Here is a 17,057-nt window from a genome sequence, read left to right as displayed (position 1 = left end):
ATTTAGCCTGCCTTTGTACGCTTTACAGGCTCTGCGGGGCCCGCGAGAGGAGCAATTGCAGCCATGGACGCCGGCAGGCTCTCAGAATTCGGCTTCATGCGATAAGGTGCATTCGGGAACCGGTCACCCAGCATGCTGTGAAGCCAGTGATAAGCAGTTTGTGCATCAGTTGCCTTGATTGAACCTTCCAAGTGATTCGCGAAAACCTGAAAAAGCTCCACGGCTTCGGCAATCGCCTCCTTGGGCATATGCGCAGTGAGCGATGACTCGGGGTCAATGGGGCTCATGACGCCCTTGCGCAGGGCATCAGGAATTCCCTTTACGACGTTCAACAGCGCGTGGTCATCTCGCTTGTCGAAATACTCATACAGCGGGCAAGCTGCTGCCATCAGAAGGATTGAGCTTGGGCCTTTATCCTCCCATTGCTTGTCGCGGAATGCTTTTAGGTAACGCACGACACGGATGAGTTGATCACCCTTTTCCTGGCACTCCCGCTTGAACCAGTTTTTCATAGCCATTGGGTCGGATTTACGCCAGCCCTGCTTTCGATCTGCCAGCAGAATCTTGTCCGAGGGCAGGGTCTTCCAAGTGTCCCTCTCGGAATTGATCGCACTGTCGAATACGGCATGGCCACGGCTTTCCATGCTGGCTTTTATCAGCAGGAAAAGGGTATCCGGGATCACGTACAAAGGAAGGTCGATGTGAGCATAGGGGGAGATAGTTACCCGAACACAGGTATCCTTGCTCTCGGTGTTCCACCCTCTTTCGGCGCACATCGCTTGAAGTACGTCGATGACAGCGTCAAAGAACAAAGTGATAGCGAGCTTGGGGCTGCTCTCTTCACGCATGACACTCAGCGGAAGGTACACACCATCGTCGATATCTGACTGTTGGGGCGGGGTCGTGCAAGGACTGTTGAGCGTTTTGTAGGCACGCGAACCTTGGATGTAGAACCGCGGCTCACAGACCTCACCCTCGAGGCCTTTCTCACGAAGCGCCCGAGGCAGGTCAGCCTTCAAAGCCTCTCTGATATCTTTACGAGCGCCATCGATTTCAGTCAGCGCGTCAGGTGTGAGGTTGAGTTCATCAAGGAAGCAATCTTCCCCGGTAGTAGTGAATAGCAAGGGACTAAAATTCGGCATGAAGCCTCCGCTCAAGCGCTAAATGAACGGTGTCTCCAGCAATTGCTGACCTTCACATCAAGACTACCAAGCGCTTCTGCGCTCCCGAATCTCATCACTGCCACCCTACGCCAAATACGTAATCCAAAGGGTGCAGTCCTTCCCAAGTTGTCAGCTACCATGCTCGATGACACGTGCGAGATGACATAGTGCCACTCCACAACATATAGATCAAGCCAAGAAAAAAAATCCCACATGTAGTGTATTTTGATCCAATGGAATAAAGGACGGCATTGTGAGACACATAGTTAAGTGGCGTTAGACCTAGTGAATGTGACCTGCCCTGCCGTGTTGAGCCCTTCCGTCCACTTACGGTCGGTGAAATAGGTGCCATCCATGACAAAATCGTCACCAGACTCTTTGACGAAGACCCTAGCCGCCCCGGTGTGCACATTCGTATCAGTCGCCACCGGAACCTGGGTGTAGTTGATATACATGTAGTTAAGTTCGAGGATACCGACCTGATCACTGGGTCGGACGGAGACGCTGATCGTCTTGGATTCGGAGTATGGGATGTCCGAAGTGAACTCCATCTTAACGCTGAACAAACGCGCCTTAATCCTGACCTTTCCCTGAACGACGTAGAGCTCGGTCCCATCGCCTTGCCCAAGCCACTTCTGCATGATCCCCCAGTTGGACTGCAGCTTCATGTTCCACTCTCCATCGATGGGCGGGAGCAATTTGCGAACAAAAGGAAGCCTGCACAGCCACACAAAAACAGGGGTCTGGCCTAAAACGTAGAAAACAGCAGCACCAATTCCTACCGCTGATCCCACGGGCCGACGAAGATCGGTTAGCGGCCCAGACAGCAGCTCTGACATATCGTTGTAATGCAGAAACAGGAAGACGACCAGGCATGTTGTAGCGAAGTACCCGAGGGTTTTGGTGATCCCTATGACTTGATACATGCCAGCCCTCAGTTTGCGAGTGTTAGCGCTCTACCCTATACGCTCGCCGACATGCTGTACATGGCATCGAGTGTCGATGCCATGGCGGTCGCAAAACACCTCCTTCCATCCGCCCCCCCTTCGACATGGGCGCTACAGTAAGATCCGTGACAACGAAAAGCGCCATCAACAAGTAAGCCAGGCCGTCATTGGTTGCAGGTTTTCAGAACACCCGGATAACATGGAGTGAGCTGCATAACTCTTGCTCTTCGCGTATAGGCCGTCTGCTTCTAGGTGGCATTCCAATGGATTATCTCTTCGTGGTGGCACAGGATCTCGATGACGACGTTCTGACCGGGGCGGGCGCGGGCGTTATTCAGGGCGAATATCCGTGGGAGGAAATGTGGGAGTATTTTTTCAAGCATGAAAAAGCCCAACCGATGAAGATTGGGCTAAGTCATTGAATAATATGGCCGAGACGGAGTGATTCGAACACTCTCCCTTTAGCACCCCATACATGGGGTAGCTGGATATTCCAAGTTTGTCCGCCAGCCGTGCCTGCCGAACGAATAAAAAACCCGGCACGAGGCCGGGTGGGTTACCCGCCATCCCCAAGACGCAGCCCCCAAATGAGAGGGATGGAGAGCTGACAAGAGAGGGCGGGAGCGAGATGATGCCAAAGGGTGTCTTCCTGCGCAATAGAAGCCTCTTGCCGAACATCTCCGCCGCACCTCAGGCAACGCGTGAAGTTCACGCATTTACGGCAGCCCGAGCTAGATGGACCCAAGCAAGCAGCGACATCCATTATCACAGCAAAAAGACAGCACCTCAGCTTGAACCCAGCGCGCTGCAAACGATTTGTGCGGTCACATCGAAATTCTCCGTAGTAAGCACATCGATTGGCGCGCGACCTTTTAATCGCTCATGAGGCTTACAAAGGGCGCCATAAAGCCTCCATGCATCGACATCCGGAAACCGCGCTAACGCAGCAAGTACCAACTTGTGCCGCAGTGGATCAAGCTGCCAATCGGGAATACGCTGACCGCGATTCCCCAGACTCAGGGATAGCAGGCGCCGAGCCTTGATATCTCGGTTGATCTGATCTCTGGATTTGCCTGCCAGTTTGGCGAAGACAAACAGTGCCAAATTACTCGAAGCTTCATAGGTAGCTAGCATCTCGGCGCGCTGGCGTTGTATTTCAGATACTTGCGGGTCGCGCAGCTGTTCAGTCTGCGTAGGAGCAGGTAGGACTGGTGAATACTGAGCAGCGTTAAGGACCGGTTCGTTGCTGACGGACGTTTTGGAGGCTGGGACAGTCGTCTCTGGGAAGCCACCGCTGTACAGAACGGCGTTTGCATTCGCGCTTTCCAACGAAGGTAATGAAGCTGCGCCCTCTAAACGAATGGTCAGCGGAGAACTTGCCGCTTTCAGTTGTCCCTGCCCCCAAAGGTTCAGACGATTCGCCCAGTCCTGCATCATGGTCCGGCGCTGCTCGACATATTCCGCGTGATTGTAGGCCGCACTCACCTTGTCCGGATCCGCATGAGAAAGCTGAGCATCCACCCACACCTTCGGGTAGCCGATCTCGTTCAGCGCCGTCGAGATCGTCGCCCTCATGCCATGACCGGTGAGTTGATCGGCGTACCCCATTCGGCGTAGCGCGCCATTCAGCGTGTTCTCACTGATGCGCTTGCTGAGGTCGCTTCGATGCGCAAACAAGTAGCGTTGCGCAGGGACAACCTGGTCCTGCAAGTGACGCACGATCTCCAGCGCCTGAATCGACAGCGGCACGATATAAGGCGGTACATTTTGGGTCTGTTTACCTGGCTTCCGCATCGCTAGCTGAAGTTGTTTCACCACTTCCGCCGGTATGATCCACAAGCGCTTCTCCAGATCGAACTGATCGGGTGTTGCCAGCCGCAATTCGCCCGTGCGGACCCCGGTCAGCAGCAACAACCGAAGGCCAAGCCGAGTTTGGTTGGCGCCACCGTAATTTCGAAGAGCAGCCATCAATCCCGGAAGCTCGTCCATACGAAGAAATGGGTTGTGCGTAACAGGCGGTTTGGGGAGTGCGACCACATCAAGGTCTGAAGCCGGGTTGTGTTCCAGTCCCTCGATTTTCACCAACGCATAACGGAACAATTGGTTGAACCAGGTCCGACATTTTTCGGCGGTCGTTAAAGCCTTGCGCTGCTCGATCCTGCTCAATAAATCCAGCAAATCGTGACGATTGATATCGTAGATGGACCGCCCGCCCAGTATGGGCAGGACGTCTCTATTGAAGATTCGCAAGATCTGCGAGAGCGTGCTCTGGCGGCCCTCCTTCAGGCTCAGCCTGCGGAACTCCACCCACTGATTGAACATGGCCTCGAAGGTGTGCTCCTTCGCAGCATGAACAGCAAGCCGCTGTTGTTTACGATGCTCGTAGGGGTTGATGCCTTGGGCAACTAAGGCACGCGCCTCGTCACGTCGAGTACGTGCTTCTTTGAGGGAGATTTGAGGGTAACAACCTAAGGACATGCGCTTCTGCTTGCCCGCCCAGTAATAACGGAAGAGCCAGACTTTTCCGCCTCTGGCCGTCACATTGAGTGTGAGACCATCACTGTCGCCGAGGGTGTAGTCATTACCGGTGATTCGGGCGTGCCGAACTGTCATTTCTGAGAGTGCCATCGCGAGCTCCTGAACAGAGTCAGGGCCAGATGCTCATCTCGTTGCGCAAACTGCTCCAGCATCAAACCGATTCGGTACGCGTCAGGATTCTGGACTCAATCCTGGACTTAAACGCACCGGATAGTGCTGGATTTCAGTGGTTCCCGCCGGAACGAAAAAAGGGCCTAAAGGCCCTGATTTCAATCACTTACAGAATTCAGTGGAACTCTGTAGCGCAATATTTGGAGCGGGAAACGAGACTCGAACTCGCGACCCCGACCTTGGCAAGGTCGTGCTCTACCAACTGAGCTATTCCCGCTTGGTGATGCGCATTCTATAGAATCCTCAGCACCCGTCAACCCCTTGATTCAAAAAAGTTTTATTTCTTTTCAACGGTGGTGCGCAGATGCGGCCAGGCGGCGCGCAGATATTGGAGCATCGACCACAGGGTCAGGCCCGCTGCGATCAGCAGCAAGGCATAACCCGTGAGGACCCAGAACGAGAAGTCCGACGGGTTGGCCAGCAGGATAACCAGCGCGAGCATTTGCGCGGCGGTTTTCCATTTGCCCATGTTGGACACGGCCACGTGGGCGCGGGCGCCGATTTCAGCCATCCATTCGCGCAGGGCCGAGACGACGATTTCGCGGCCGATGATGACCGCTGCCGGCAGGGTCAGCCACAGGTTGCCGTGTTCCTGCACCAGCAGGACCAAAGCGACGGCCACCATGAGCTTGTCGGCCACCGGGTCGAGGAACGCGCCGAAGGGCGTGCTCTGTTCCAGGCGACGCGCCAGGTAGCCGTCGAGCCAGTCGGTGGCGGCGGCAAAGGCAAACACTGAACTGGAAGCCAGATAACTCCATTCGTACGGCAAATAGAACAACAGAATGAAAATTGGGATGAGCAGGACGCGTAGAACGGTGATCAGATTAGGGATATTCATCGGCACAACTGGCTACGAGGTGGAAAGGCATTCTATTCGCTATGCAGATTCGCATAAATCAGCTCAGCGAGCTTTTTACTGATACCGGGTGCTTTGGCTATCTCGTCAATGCTGGCACGGGACAGCTCCTGCAAGCCACCAAAATGTTTAAGCAAGTCGCGACGCCGCGTCGGGCCAACCCCTGCCACCCCTTCCAGGGTTGAGGTTCGCCGGGTTTTGCCACGGCGGGCGCGGTGGCCGGTAATGGCGAAACGGTGGGCTTCGTCGCGAATCTGTTGAATCAAATGCAACGCGGGTGAGTCGCCCTTCAAAGTGAACTCATGGGCGGCATCATTCAAGTACAACGTCTCGAAACCCGCCTTGCGCGTCGTTCCCTTGGCCACGCCCAACAGGATCAGGTCAGGCACCGCCAGCTCATTGAGCACGTCGCGGGCCATGGACAGCTGGCCCTTGCCGCCGTCGACCAGGAGGATATCCGGCAACTTGCCCTCGCCATCCTTCAACTTACTGAAGCGGCGCGTGAGGGCCTGGTGCATGGCGGCGTAGTCATCGCCGGCAGTGACGCCTTCGATGTTGTAGCGCCGGTAATCGGACTTGATCGGCCCTTCCGGCCCGAACACCACGCAGGATGCCACCGTGGCCTCGCCACTGGAGTGGCTGATGTCGTAGCACTCCAGGCGCTGGGGCGGCTCTTCCAGGTTAAGGACTTCAGCCAGGGCGTCAAAGCGTGCGGCGACGTGCTGTCGGTTGGCCAGGCGCGCGCTCAGGGCTTGCTCGGCGTTAGTCACCGCCAGTTGCTGCCAGCGTGCGCGGGTGCCACGCACGCGGTGGCTGATGTCCAGCTCGCGGCCGCGCAGTTCGTGAATGGCTTCGATCAACGCGGGGAAGTCTTCGTGCACCACATTGACGATCAACTCCGACGGCAGGTCGCGCTCGGGGCTGCTCACGTAGTATTGGCCCAGGAAAGCGGCCATGACTTCGGCGACCTCCTCATCAATACCGGTCTGCGGAAAGAAGTTCTTGCTGCCCAGCACTCGCCCACCGCGCACGCTGATCAGGTGCACACAGGCACCGCCCGGATTGACGAAGGCCGCGATCACGTCGACGTCGCCGGTGCCACCTTCCATGCTTTGCTGGTCCTGGACACGGCGCAGCAGCGAAATCTGGTCGCGCAGCTCGGCGGCCCGTTCGAAATCCAGGGTGCTGGCCGCCTGCTCCATGGCGGTGGAAAGCTCATCGGTGAGGGCATTGCTGCGCCCTTCGAGGAACATCACCGAATGGCGCACATCCTCGGCGTATTCGGCCGGCTCAACCAACCCCACACAGGGCGCCTTGCAGCGCTTGATCTGGTACTGGAGACAGGGCCGGGTGCGGTTCTTATAGAAGCTGTCTTCGCACTGGCGTACAAAAAAGGTTTTTTGCAGCAGGCTCAGGCTTTCCCGAATGGCCCCGGCGCTGGGATAAGGCCCGAAGTACTTGCCCTTCGCCTTCTTCGCCCCACGGTGAATGCTCAGGCGTGGGAAGCTGCCATCGGATAAAAACACATAGGGATAGGATTTATCGTCACGCAGCAGAATGTTGTAGGGCGGCCGCCATTCCTTGATCAGCGTCTGCTCAAGCAGCAGCGCTTCGGTTTCGTTGGCGGTGATGGTGGTTTCGACCTGGGCGATACGCGCCACGAGGGCCGCGGTTTTCGGCGCGAGACCGGTCTTGCGAAAGTAGCTCGCCAGACGATTCTTGAGGTTTTTGGCTTTGCCGACATACAGCAGGCGCGCCTCGCTGTCGAACATGCGGTACACGCCAGGGCGGCCACTGCAGGTTGAGAGAAAGGCACTCGGATCAAACGGTGTGGTCATGTCAGGCGCTGGCGTCCACCATGCCGTGGCGCACCGCGAGCAGGGTCAATTCAACATCACTGCTGATGGCGAGCTTCTCGAAGATGCGATAGCGGTAGGTGTTGACGGTCTTGGGCGACAGGCACAGCTTGTCGGAGATCGTCTGTACCTTCTGGCAACCGACGATCATAAGGGCAATCTGGATTTCCCGCTCCGACAGCGCATCAAACGGCGAGTCGCTGGTGGGCTGGAAGGACTTGATAGCCAATTGCTGGGCGATCTGCGGGCTGATATAGCGCTGGCCGGCAAACACCAGGCGAATGGCCTGGACCATTTCCGCCAGGCCCGCACCTTTGGTGAGGTAGCCGGCAGCGCCAGCCTGCAGCAGGCGTGTCGGAAACGGGTCTTCCTCGCACACAGTCACCACCACGACCTTGATGTCCGGATGGCTGCGCAGCAATTTGGTCGTCGCGCCAAGACCGCCGATGCCAGGCATCTTGACGTCCATCAACACCACATCGGGTTTCAACTCCCGGGCCTTGATCAGGGATTCCTCGCCTGACTCGGCCTGACCGACTACTTGCAGGCCATCGATGTCAGCCAGCATTCGTGTAATGCCTGTACGAACGAGATCATGGTCATCGACTACTAGCACCCTAATCAAGCAGACACCTCGCGAAATGGTCTTATAGGTTGCTGAACACCTTAGCAAAAAACCAAGGCACAGACCTAATAGCACGCGTCATATAGAGAGAGATTGATTGGGCGACAGCCATCCGCCGGGCGGCGGATGGCTCAATTTGCTGGGCGAAGGGTCAGGAATCCTGGGGCTGGGGCTTGGGTTTTCCATTCATCGCAATCGAATGCTCGGCCAACGTCGAGGTCAGGCGACGGATCGCAGCCTGGTCTTCCTTGAACATTGCGCGATAGTCCCCGAGGACTTTTTCTTCAATCTGGCTCAGATTCTCCAATTGAATCGGCGTGGCTGCGCCGGTCAACACGTAAAGTACATCCACGCCTCTTTCGGCGACACGAGACAGGTAATCCGCTTTAGGCGCACGCCCTCCACTTTCATATTTACCTTGTGCGTTGGCTTCAACGCCGCCGATTTCACCAAACACTTTTTGCGACAGGCCAAGTCGCTCCCTTTCTTGCCGTAAACGCGAACCGATTCCACTCATTTGGATGTATGATCCTATTTGGCACACCCCAAGAGGTGACACATTCATCTCTTATTAAACAAACTTGAACGGTTTTGAACTATGCCCGGAATCCGTACCGCTGCACAAGCCAAGGCCTGGCTGGAACATCAAGGAAAGTCAGTTCAAGCGTTCGCCCGTGAACATGGCGTAGATCCGGCAACCACCTATCAAGTGCTCGCTGGGCGCAAAAAGGGACGGCGTGGGGAAGCCCATAAGGTAGCGGTCCTTTTGGGCATGAAAGAAGGGATCATCCTTGCTGAGACGGGAGACCTGAACAACGATCAGGAAGTCGGCGCCTGAGGCCAGTATGCGCTTATAAGGAGTGGGTGCACGTTTTAGCTTGAGCGACAAACACGCTCCATACGCCAGAAGCAGTCTTCTTCACCTACGATGCTGAGCCCCATGCGCTGATAGAGCCTCCTGGCCGGGTTGGTCTTGAATACGGTCAAACGCAACAGTCCCAACGTTTGCGCCTTGAGCGCCATCTGCTCCAACACCCAGCCACCCGCGCCCAACCCGCGATACGCCTCGAGCAGATGCAACTCGCGAATATAGAGGGCCCGGCTGTCGCGGCTCAGGCTGATAAAACCCAAGACCCTGTCGTCCCGGCAAATCAGCCAGTTTTCCCGACCGGCCCAGGCAGTATCAAAGCCTTCGTTGGACCACCACAATCCGTACTGCACGTAGTAGCGGGCCATGGCCTCGTGGGTCAACTTCCGCGCAAAGGGAAGGTCCTGGTCCGTTGCAGCGCGCAGGTGAAAAGCCATTAGAGAGCCATCACGTGGCTGACCCACCCCCCGCCATCGCGACGGGCAATCAGCAACGCATCCCCCACGCCAGGTACAGCAGCAAGCAAACGGCCATTGGCGGCCCAGATCGCACTGCGACCGGCGCAGGCCCAGCCACCCGACGGGCCGCCATGATTGGCCATCAACACCAGCAGGCCATGTTCAGCGGCATAGCCTTGGAGCAGCGCACTGTCCGTGGCGTAGCCGCCCTCACTGATCAACACCCCGGCGGCATACACCGTGGCGCCCGCTCGCGCGGCGGTACGGGGATGGCTGGCATGGGAAAAATCTGCGCACACCGCCAGCGCAATCCGCTCATTCCCTCGCTCAAGTACCGCACCGCCCTGCCCTGGGACAAACACAGCCTCTTCGCCGGCATGCAGATGCTGCTTGGTGTAGACCGCCAGGGAGCCATCCGCTCCCAGCACCAACGCACCGATCAGCACGCCCGCCTCTGGCGTCAGTCGGATCGGCATCCCCACCACCGCCGTCAGTCGCAGCTCACGCGCCATCTCGCGCAGGGGCGCCAGCACCTTATCCCCCGGCGCAATCGCCAATTCAGCGGCCAGCGACGGCTCATACCCCGTCAACGACAACTCTGGGAACACCAGTAATTGCACACCCTGTTCCGCCGCCGCGCGCATAAATGCGAGGTGCCGTTCAATATTGGCCGGGACATCGCCCGCGATGGAAATGGATTGAGCAGCAGCAAGAGTGAAGGCAGTCATGGTCGCGTCCAAGCAATCAGTATCAAAGTGCAAACAGCATATCGGCACTCCCCCCATAGCCGTAAGTCCCCCACTGCAATAGAAATTACTGATTGAATCTGCCTGCGTGCCTCGAGTAAGCTCCCCCATACATTTGGAGACACACCATGTTGCAACTCACCCACACTCAGGTTTGCCCTGCTGCCAGCGCCCAGCGCTCGGTGTCGGCTACCCGTGTGAACGGTTCGAGTGCACTGGTCAGCTTTTATTTTGGGTATTGGTTTAGCCACTGGCGCGCCTGATACCTGAAATCGGCGCCCACTCACCAAGGGGTCGCCTACCAGAGAAATCTAACCCCCGGTCGGCTCCCCGACCGGGGGTTTTGTTTTTTCAGGTCCCCATAAACTTTTCAACTTGATCAAGAACACTTAAAGGAATCCCGACATGAACTACGCCACCTATTACCGCTACGACACGTGCACTGCATGGCGATTTAGCCAGCTCCGCTCGGGACAGCCTGCCGCCTCCGATCGGTCACCTATCGGTGGCAAACCAACACACGTCGCCGATACGGCGAATTGTCGAACACCCCAGTAGGCCGAGCGCGCGGGAATAGCCCGCCGCTTGCCCAGGAAGCCTTGAATATGAACTCCTCCGTCGCCGCTCTGCCCCTCTCTGCCTTGAACAGTGCCAATGAAGCCCTGACCCAGCGCCTGCCCAGCTCGCTTGAGCTCAAGCACCAGTTGCCCCTCAGCCCGTTCCTCAACGAACAGATCCACGCCCACCGCCAAGCCGTGCGCGCCATCCTCAATGGCGAAGATTCACGCTTGCTGGTCATCGTCGGTCCGTGCTCGATCCATGACCCGGAATCGGCGATGGAATACGCCCGCAACCTGAAGAAGCTGGCCCTCGACGTCGGCGACCAGATGCTGCTGGTGATCCGCGCCTATGTCGAAAAACCCCGCACGACTATCGGCTGGAAAGGCCTGGCCTACGACCCTCGCCTGGATGGCAGCGATGACATGGCCGCCGGCCTGACCCTGTCCCGCGAGCTGATGCGCGAAATGCTGCGCCTGGGCCTGCCGGTCGCCACCGAGCTGCTGCAACCCATGGCCGCCGGCTACTTCGATGACCTGCTCAGTTGGGTGGCGATTGGCGCGCGTACCACCGAGTCGCAGATCCACCGCGAGATGGCCAGCGGCCTGGGCATGCCCGTAGGCTTCAAGAACGGCACCGATGGCGGCGTCGCGATTGCCTGTGACGCCATGCGCTCGGCGTCCCACCCGCACCGCCACTTCGGCGTCGACAGCCAAGGCCATCCGGCGATCATCCAGACCCCGGGCAACCCCGACACCCACCTGGTGCTGCGCGGCGGGCATCACGGGCCGAACTACGATGTGCAGAGCGTGGCGCGGGTAAGACACGACCTGGCCAAGTCCAAGGTCACCCCGCGGATCATGGTCGATTGCAGCCATGCCAACAGCAACAAGGACCCGCTGCGCCAACCGGCCGTGTTCAACGATGTGTTGGAGCAGCGCTTGCAGGGTGATACCTCGCTGATCGGCATGATGCTCGAAAGCCATTTGTTCGAAGGCTGCCAACCATTGAGCCCGCCGATGAAATACGGGGTCTCGGTGACCGATGGCTGCCTGGGCTGGACCGCCACCGAGCAGTTGCTGCGTGCGGCTGCCGAGCGCCTGCGCGCTTAAGGCTGATGGATCGAGGCGCTGCTGCCGCAGGTACAGCGCCTCATGAGAACCTGCGGCACACAGGCCATTCGTGACGTGCAGGCAAGAGTCCTTTTCGGCGTCGACGGTGTTTCCGACGCAACGACGAGGGGATACTCAACGCCATTGCCTACGGCCCTATTGGAGTTACCGATGTCTACCCTCACGCCAAAAGTCCCTGCCTTCGGCCTCGGCACCTTTCGCCTGCAAGGCCAGGTGGTGATCGATTCCGTCAGCACCGGCCTGGAACTGGGCTACCGTGTCATCGACACCGCGCAGATCTACGAGAATGAAGCGGACGTTGGCCGAGCCATCGCCGACAGCGGCATCCCGCGGGACGAGCTGTTTATCACCAGCAAGATCTGGATCGCCAACTTCGCTGAAGGCCAATTGATCCCAAGCCTCAAGGAAAGCCTGCGCAAGCTCAAGACCGATTAGCTGGACCTGACCCTGATCCACTGGCCATCGCCAGAGAACCAGGTGCCCGTCACCGAATTCATGGGGCAGTTGCTGGAAGCCAAACGCCTGGGCCTGACGCGCCAGATCGGCATTTCCAACTTCACCATCGCCCTGATGAAGCAGGCCATCGCAGCCGTGGGTGCCGAGCACATCGCCACCAACCAGATCGAATTGCACCCTTATCTGCAAAACCGGCAGGTTGTGGATTTCGCAACCGCCAACGGTATCCAGATCACCTCCTACATGACCCTGGCCTACGGTGAAGTACTCAAGGATCCGGTGATCCAGCAGATTGCCGAGCGCCATCAGGCCACAGCGGCGCAGGTGAACCTGGCCTGGGCCATGCAATCGGGCTATGCGGTCATCCCGTCCTCAACCAAGCGTGCCAACCTGCAAAGCAACCTCAAGGCTCTGCAACTGACCTTGAGCGCTGCTGACATGGCGCACATTGCCGGGCTGGAACGGGGCCAGCGCTTGACCAGCCCCAAGGGCATCGCGCCGAAGTGGGACTAAACCCCCGCCACCGGTGTGCGGGATAACTCGCGCAGCCATGGCAACACCCGCAGGCCGGCAGTGGCCTCGGGTGGGTCGATGATGTCCATGAAGTGTTCGAGATTGACGTTGTCCGGCACGCCGGGCAGCCGCACCAGCACCGCCGGCGTTACGCCAGGGTGTGCCCCCACATCCAGGTGATCGTAGACCAATACATGGCGCACCTGGGGCTGGGGCCCACAGGCCTGGGCCGTCAGCCCCGCATTGATGATCAGCACGTCGAAGGGTTCGGCCGGGATGGCCGTGAGTATCTGGACTTCCTCGAAGGTTTGTACCGGCACGATCCGGTGGTACCCCAACTGATTGAGCATTTTTTCGATGTACAACCGTTGCAGGTGTTGTTCATCGGCAATCAGGATGGTCAGTGCTTTGTTCGGCATGGCAAACCCCTGGGCAGGCAGCGCTCGTCAGTGAGCGAGGCCCATTTTCCAGACATATCCCGAAGACAAAATCAGGCATGTTCCCCCTTCTTGTAGGAGTTCTCCCAAATCAACCGAATGGCCAGCTCCCGCAGTCAAGCCTGATTGCCATACCGGCTCAAGCTGTGATGCAACTGTTCGATGGCCGAAGCTACCGCCTCTACCGCAGCGTCCGATGCATCGTTGTCATGCCGCTCACACACGCTCTCCAATGTCTCGCAGCACGTGATCAACACCTGAGCCTTGACCATGCGCGCGCCCCCTTTAACGCGGTGAGCCAAGTCATGGAGCTTGGCGAAATCAGCCGGCGATTTCAGGGACGGCAACAGCGCACGGTCCTCCTCGAGGCTATTGAGCAACGGCGTCAGCAGCTCGTTGAGAGCATCCTTATCACCCTGCGTCAGCATGATCAGTGAACTTAAATCAAACGCCACTTCCACTTCATCCGTTAGCGCGCCAGCGGTCCGTGACGCCAAGGCCAGGCGTAAGTCCTCAAGCCCGGTCGGCTTGAACAGGCAACCGTCCATGCCTGCTTGCCGGCAGCGTTCGGCTTCCTGCGGCAAGGCATTGGCGGTGAACCCGAGGATCAGGCACGGCGCCAGCCCACGCTGGCGTTCCTGTGCACGAATATCACGCGCCAACGCGTAACCGTCCTTGAAGGGCATATTGCAATCGGTGATCACGCCGTCAAAATGCCCGGCCTGCCACAGTGAAAATCCTTGGGCGCCGTCCTCGGCCAAGGTGATGCGATGCCCCAGGAAACTCAGCTGTCGAGCCAGCAACAAGCGGTTGGCCGGGTAGTCATCCACCACCAGGATATTCAACCCGCGCGCTGGCGGAACGTGGGGGACCGGTACATTGGCAGGCACGGCCGAGGTCAGCGCCAGCGTCAACGTCACATCCACCCGCGTGCCCTTGCCCAGCACACTGCTCAAGTGCAATTGACCGCCCATCATCTCGCACAGGTTGCGACTGATCACCAACCCCAGGCCCGATCCGCTTCGCGCCGGCTGTTCGTTGTTGCTGCCCTGGATAAAGGGGTTGAACAAGCGCTGCTGATCTTCGGCACTGATGCCAATACCCGTGTCCTCCACCCACAACCGCAGGTGCAACTGGTCGTCGGTCAATACCGGTGCACCCTGGGCGCCCAGGCGCACCTGGCCGGAGGCGGTGAACTTGATCGCGTTACCCAACACATTGGACACCACCTGCTTGAAGCGCAGCGGGTCAACCAGCACCGGCCGGTCGATCAACGGGTCGAGTTCCACCTGCAGCACCAGGCCCTTGTCCCGCGCCAGCCCCTCAAACACCCGCGCCACTGAGGCCAGCAGTTCGTGCAGATTGTCCGGTTCCAGGCTCAGGGACAGGTGGCCGGATTCGATTCGCGCAATGTCGAGAATATCGCCGATCAACTCCAGCATGCTCCGGGACGCCACCGACGCAACCTCCAGCGCATCGCGGTCAGCCACGCCCTGCTCGGCGTTTTTCAGGGCCAGTTCGATCATGCCGATCACGGCATTCATAGGGGTACGGATCTCATGGCTCATGGTCGCCAGGAAGGTGGTCTTGGCACGGTTTGCGGCGTCGGCCTCCTCCTTGGCTTCCTGCAACTGCCCCAGCAAGCGCTGGCGCTCGCTGACATCCACCCAACCGGCGATCATGCCCACCACGCTGCCATTGCTGTCACGGTACGGGAGCATCCATTGGTAGATGGTCAACACCTCGCCGCCGGGCACCTTGAGCACGCGGTCATGAACCTGCGGCTCGCCCAACGCCATCAAACGCAAATAGTCGGCATGGAACGACTGGGCCTGGGGCGGGTTCCCCGTGTCGGTTTCCACCACGGTCTTACCGATGACGTCTTCCAACTTGAAGCCGAACACATCGAGGTAGGCATTGTTGCAGGCCATCAGGCGCCCCAGGCGATCGCGCACATAGATCGGGTGCGGCGTGCCGTCGATCAACACACTCATGAACCGCATCTGGTCGCTCAACGCACGCTCGGCCTGGGTGCGCTTGCGAATCAGGCTGCGCAGGTAGAACACCCATCCCAGGGTGACCAGCAGCAGCAGCGCGGCCAAGCCAAACCCCTGGAGGATGATGTTGCGGTGACGTATCCAGTAGTTGTCTTCGATGATGATCTCGCTGCGCCAATGGTTGGTCAGCTCGTCCATTTCTTCTGGAGTAATGCTCAATAACGCCTTGTCGAGGATCGAGTACAGCTCCAGTTGGCTGCGGTTGACCCCAAAGGCAATGCGTGCAGGCTCACTCCCGACAGTGCTGGTGATGCGCAGCCGCTTGCGGTAATTGCGGGCGATCATGTAGCGCGCGCTCATCAGTGAAACCGCAGTCGCATCGACACTGCCGTTGACCACCAATTCCATGGCCTGCTCCGGGTTCTCCACGTCGACAAACCCGATGCCTGGGTAGTCCCGGCTGATTTGCCCGGCCAGGCTGTTGCCGCGAATAAGCGCCATGCGTTTGCCAGGCATATCTTCCAGGGTCACCAGATGCTCGTCGTGGGTGCGCACCACCAATACATAGGGACTGGACAGATAAGGGCGAGTAAAGCGGATCTTTTCGGACCGCTCGACACTGGGGGTGACGACCGCCAGCATGTCCACGCGACCGGCACTGGCCTGTTCAATTTGCCGCGGCAGCGAACTGCCCCGTTCCACATCAAACCTCAAGCCTGTACGCAGACTGATACGCGAGAGGACCTCGGAGCTCAATCCCTCGAATTGCTCTTGTTCGTTGAAAAAAGACAACGGCACGAATTTATCGAGCACCGCCACTTTCACCCGCGGGTGCTTCTCCAGCCAGCGCTGTTCACTTGCGCTCAAGCGCAGTTGCTCCGCCTCCAGGAACCCGCTGCCGCCGGCACTCCAACGGCGCAGGATTTCCATCTGCTGGTTGGCCGGAACGGCGGCCAGTGCGCTATTGATGATGCCCAACAGGCGGGTATTGTCCTTGGCGAATGCGAACCCGAAAGGGTTGACCTCCAATGCGGAGAAGTCCGCCATGCGCACGTTATTAAGGTGGTTCTTGTTGATCAGGTAGCGGGTGCTGATGGCGTCACCCAGGTACACATCCGCCTGGCCGAACGCAACGGCGCCAATGGCTTCGAAGGTCGAGGCAAACAAGAGCAATCGCGCATCGGGGTAAAAGGCCTGGACGGCCTCGGGCTGCATGTAGTGGTAGAGCATCGCCAGGCGCTTGCCGGCAAGGTCAGCCTTCAGCGCCTGGTTTTCTCCCGCACGCGTCACCAGCGCGGGTTGGTCATTGGCGTAGGATCGGGACAGCACCAGCTCCGGGTCGGCCGCCTCGAACCCGTTGGCCGATCCCACAAAATCCACGGCCCCGGTCTTCAGGGCTTCGATCACCTCATCACGGGTGTCGTAGCGCTTCACGTCGATGGTGATATTCAGCGCCTGGGCAACCAGTGCCGCAAAATCGGCCGTGATGCCCTCGAGCTCGTCATTGTTGCTCAAGTCAAAGGGCGCGTAGTCGGGGGCCGACACCCCCATCAGGAGCGTGCGGCGCTCGCGTAGCCAGCGCCAGTCGGCTTCGTTCAACACCACCGAGGGATTTTCAAGAGTGGAGTGACCCAGCAGTTTCAGATCGTGGGATTCCTCCAAGGCCATCACCGCCCAGGGCAACAGCCCCATCAGCAGGATGGCCGCGCGTTTCACCCGCCGGGAGGTGAGCATT

Annotated in this window: 14 protein-coding genes, 1 tRNA gene and 1 pseudogene; 4 read left to right on the top strand and 12 right to left on the bottom strand. The window is 58.6% G+C overall.

The window, feature by feature from the left end; translation table 11 throughout:
• Positions 1-2: 2 nt before the first annotated feature.
• Complete coding sequence (locus BLW22_RS08225) at positions 3-1,142, bottom strand: CBASS cGAMP synthase (RefSeq protein ID WP_074845367.1); 1,140 nt, start codon at positions 1,140-1,142, stop codon at positions 3-5.
• A gap of 287 nt (positions 1,143-1,429) precedes the next feature.
• The gene (locus BLW22_RS08220) at positions 1,430-2,089 is read right to left on the bottom strand and encodes a hypothetical protein (RefSeq protein WP_074845364.1); all 660 of its coding nucleotides are present in this window, start codon (positions 2,087-2,089) and stop codon (positions 1,430-1,432) included.
• Between the two features lie 284 nt (positions 2,090-2,373).
• On the opposite strand from BLW22_RS08220, the gene BLW22_RS34840 reads away from it, so the two are divergent.
• Positions 2,374-2,532, top strand: coding sequence for a hypothetical protein (locus BLW22_RS34840; RefSeq protein ID WP_159440238.1), 159 nt, complete (start codon positions 2,374-2,376; stop codon positions 2,530-2,532).
• 364 nt (positions 2,533-2,896) lie between these two features.
• Here the strand turns inward: BLW22_RS34840 and BLW22_RS08215 are convergent, their stop codons facing one another.
• The 6 genes from BLW22_RS08215 to BLW22_RS08190 all read right to left on the bottom strand — a co-directional run bounded on the left by BLW22_RS08215 (position 2,897) and on the right by BLW22_RS08190 (position 8,673).
• Positions 2,897-4,738: a tyrosine-type recombinase/integrase gene (locus tag BLW22_RS08215; protein WP_074845361.1), complete on the bottom strand. Its 1,842-nt coding sequence runs from the start codon at positions 4,736-4,738 to the stop codon at positions 2,897-2,899.
• A 222-nt stretch (positions 4,739-4,960) separates the two neighbouring features.
• Positions 4,961-5,036, bottom strand: a tRNA-Gly gene (locus BLW22_RS08210).
• A 60-nt stretch (positions 5,037-5,096) separates the two neighbouring features.
• The gene (gene pgsA / locus BLW22_RS08205) at positions 5,097-5,657 is read right to left on the bottom strand and encodes a CDP-diacylglycerol--glycerol-3-phosphate 3-phosphatidyltransferase (protein ID WP_027603207.1); all 561 of its coding nucleotides are present in this window, start codon (positions 5,655-5,657) and stop codon (positions 5,097-5,099) included.
• A 32-nt stretch (positions 5,658-5,689) separates the two neighbouring features.
• Positions 5,690-7,513 (bottom strand): excinuclease ABC subunit UvrC, encoded by a 1,824-nt coding sequence (uvrC, locus tag BLW22_RS08200; protein WP_074845359.1) that lies wholly within the window; start codon positions 7,511-7,513, stop codon positions 5,690-5,692.
• A 1-nt stretch (position 7,514) separates the two neighbouring features.
• Complete coding sequence (gacA, locus tag BLW22_RS08195) at positions 7,515-8,156, bottom strand: response regulator transcription factor GacA (protein WP_003190387.1); 642 nt, start codon at positions 8,154-8,156, stop codon at positions 7,515-7,517.
• A 151-nt stretch (positions 8,157-8,307) separates the two neighbouring features.
• A complete protein-coding gene (locus BLW22_RS08190; protein ID WP_027603205.1) occupies positions 8,308-8,673 on the bottom strand; it encodes a helix-turn-helix domain-containing protein in 366 nt (121 codons plus the stop codon).
• A gap of 81 nt (positions 8,674-8,754) precedes the next feature.
• Here BLW22_RS08190 and BLW22_RS08185 point away from each other — a divergent pair, with 81 nt between their 5' ends.
• Complete coding sequence (locus tag BLW22_RS08185; protein WP_065947535.1) at positions 8,755-8,994, top strand: DNA-binding protein; 240 nt, start codon at positions 8,755-8,757, stop codon at positions 8,992-8,994.
• A 35-nt stretch (positions 8,995-9,029) separates the two neighbouring features.
• Here the strand turns inward: BLW22_RS08185 and BLW22_RS08180 are convergent, their stop codons facing one another.
• Positions 9,030-9,461 carry a GNAT family N-acetyltransferase gene (locus BLW22_RS08180; protein WP_074845356.1) on the bottom strand — a complete coding sequence of 144 codons (432 nt, stop codon included), beginning with the start codon at positions 9,459-9,461 and terminating at the stop codon, positions 9,030-9,032.
• The gene (locus BLW22_RS08175) at positions 9,461-10,210 is read right to left on the bottom strand and encodes a carbon-nitrogen hydrolase family protein (RefSeq protein WP_065926221.1); all 750 of its coding nucleotides are present in this window, start codon (positions 10,208-10,210) and stop codon (positions 9,461-9,463) included. Before BLW22_RS08175 ends, BLW22_RS08180 begins: the two co-directional genes overlap by 1 nt.
• Positions 10,211-10,833: 623 nt before the next feature.
• On the opposite strand from BLW22_RS08175, the gene BLW22_RS08170 reads away from it, so the two are divergent.
• Entirely contained in the window at positions 10,834-11,898 is a 1,065-nt protein-coding gene (locus tag BLW22_RS08170; RefSeq protein ID WP_065926222.1) for a 3-deoxy-7-phosphoheptulonate synthase, read from the top strand.
• A gap of 171 nt (positions 11,899-12,069) precedes the next feature.
• Positions 12,070-12,888: pseudogene (dkgB, locus tag BLW22_RS08165) on the top strand (2,5-didehydrogluconate reductase DkgB).
• On the opposite strand, the gene BLW22_RS08160 reads toward dkgB, so the two are convergent.
• Both BLW22_RS08160 and BLW22_RS08155 read right to left on the bottom strand, forming a co-directional pair.
• On the bottom strand, positions 12,885-13,307 hold the full coding sequence (locus BLW22_RS08160; protein ID WP_065926224.1) for an ANTAR domain-containing protein: 423 nt from the start codon (positions 13,305-13,307) through the stop codon (positions 12,885-12,887). The pseudogene dkgB and the gene BLW22_RS08160 sit on opposite strands and share 4 nt — an antisense overlap.
• Before the next feature lie 134 nt (positions 13,308-13,441).
• On the bottom strand, positions 13,442-17,056 hold the full coding sequence (locus BLW22_RS08155) for a transporter substrate-binding domain-containing protein (protein ID WP_074845353.1): 3,615 nt from the start codon (positions 17,054-17,056) through the stop codon (positions 13,442-13,444).
• Position 17,057 lies beyond the last annotated feature (1 nt).

The sequence above is a fragment of the Pseudomonas marginalis genome (genome assembly GCF_900105325.1).
Taxonomy (GTDB): domain Bacteria; phylum Pseudomonadota; class Gammaproteobacteria; order Pseudomonadales; family Pseudomonadaceae; genus Aquipseudomonas; species Aquipseudomonas marginalis.
Note: the sequence above shows the minus strand (reverse complement) of the source record. Positions and strands in the feature narration are given on the sequence as shown.

Coding starts and splice junctions, on each gene's coding strand:
- BLW22_RS08225 (WP_074845367.1), bottom strand. CDS start 1,142: ATGCCGAATTTTAGTCCCTTGCTATTCACTACTACCGGGGAAGATTGC.
- BLW22_RS08220 (WP_074845364.1), bottom strand. CDS start 2,089: ATGTATCAAGTCATAGGGATCACCAAAACCCTCGGGTACTTCGCTACA.
- BLW22_RS34840 (WP_159440238.1), top strand. CDS start 2,374: ATGGATTATCTCTTCGTGGTGGCACAGGATCTCGATGACGACGTTCTG.
- BLW22_RS08215 (WP_074845361.1), bottom strand. CDS start 4,738: ATGGCACTCTCAGAAATGACAGTTCGGCACGCCCGAATCACCGGTAAT.
- pgsA (WP_027603207.1), bottom strand. CDS start 5,657: ATGAATATCCCTAATCTGATCACCGTTCTACGCGTCCTGCTCATCCCA.
- uvrC (WP_074845359.1), bottom strand. CDS start 7,513: ATGACCACACCGTTTGATCCGAGTGCCTTTCTCTCAACCTGCAGTGGC.
- BLW22_RS08190 (WP_027603205.1), bottom strand. CDS start 8,673: ATGAGTGGAATCGGTTCGCGTTTACGGCAAGAAAGGGAGCGACTTGGC.
- BLW22_RS08185 (WP_065947535.1), top strand. CDS start 8,755: ATGCCCGGAATCCGTACCGCTGCACAAGCCAAGGCCTGGCTGGAACAT.
- BLW22_RS08180 (WP_074845356.1), bottom strand. CDS start 9,461: ATGGCTTTTCACCTGCGCGCTGCAACGGACCAGGACCTTCCCTTTGCG.
- BLW22_RS08175 (WP_065926221.1), bottom strand. CDS start 10,210: ATGACTGCCTTCACTCTTGCTGCTGCTCAATCCATTTCCATCGCGGGC.
- BLW22_RS08170 (WP_065926222.1), top strand. CDS start 10,834: ATGAACTCCTCCGTCGCCGCTCTGCCCCTCTCTGCCTTGAACAGTGCC.
- BLW22_RS08160 (WP_065926224.1), bottom strand. CDS start 13,307: ATGCCGAACAAAGCACTGACCATCCTGATTGCCGATGAACAACACCTG.
- BLW22_RS08155 (WP_074845353.1), bottom strand. CDS start 17,056: ATGCTCACCTCCCGGCGGGTGAAACGCGCGGCCATCCTGCTGATGGGG.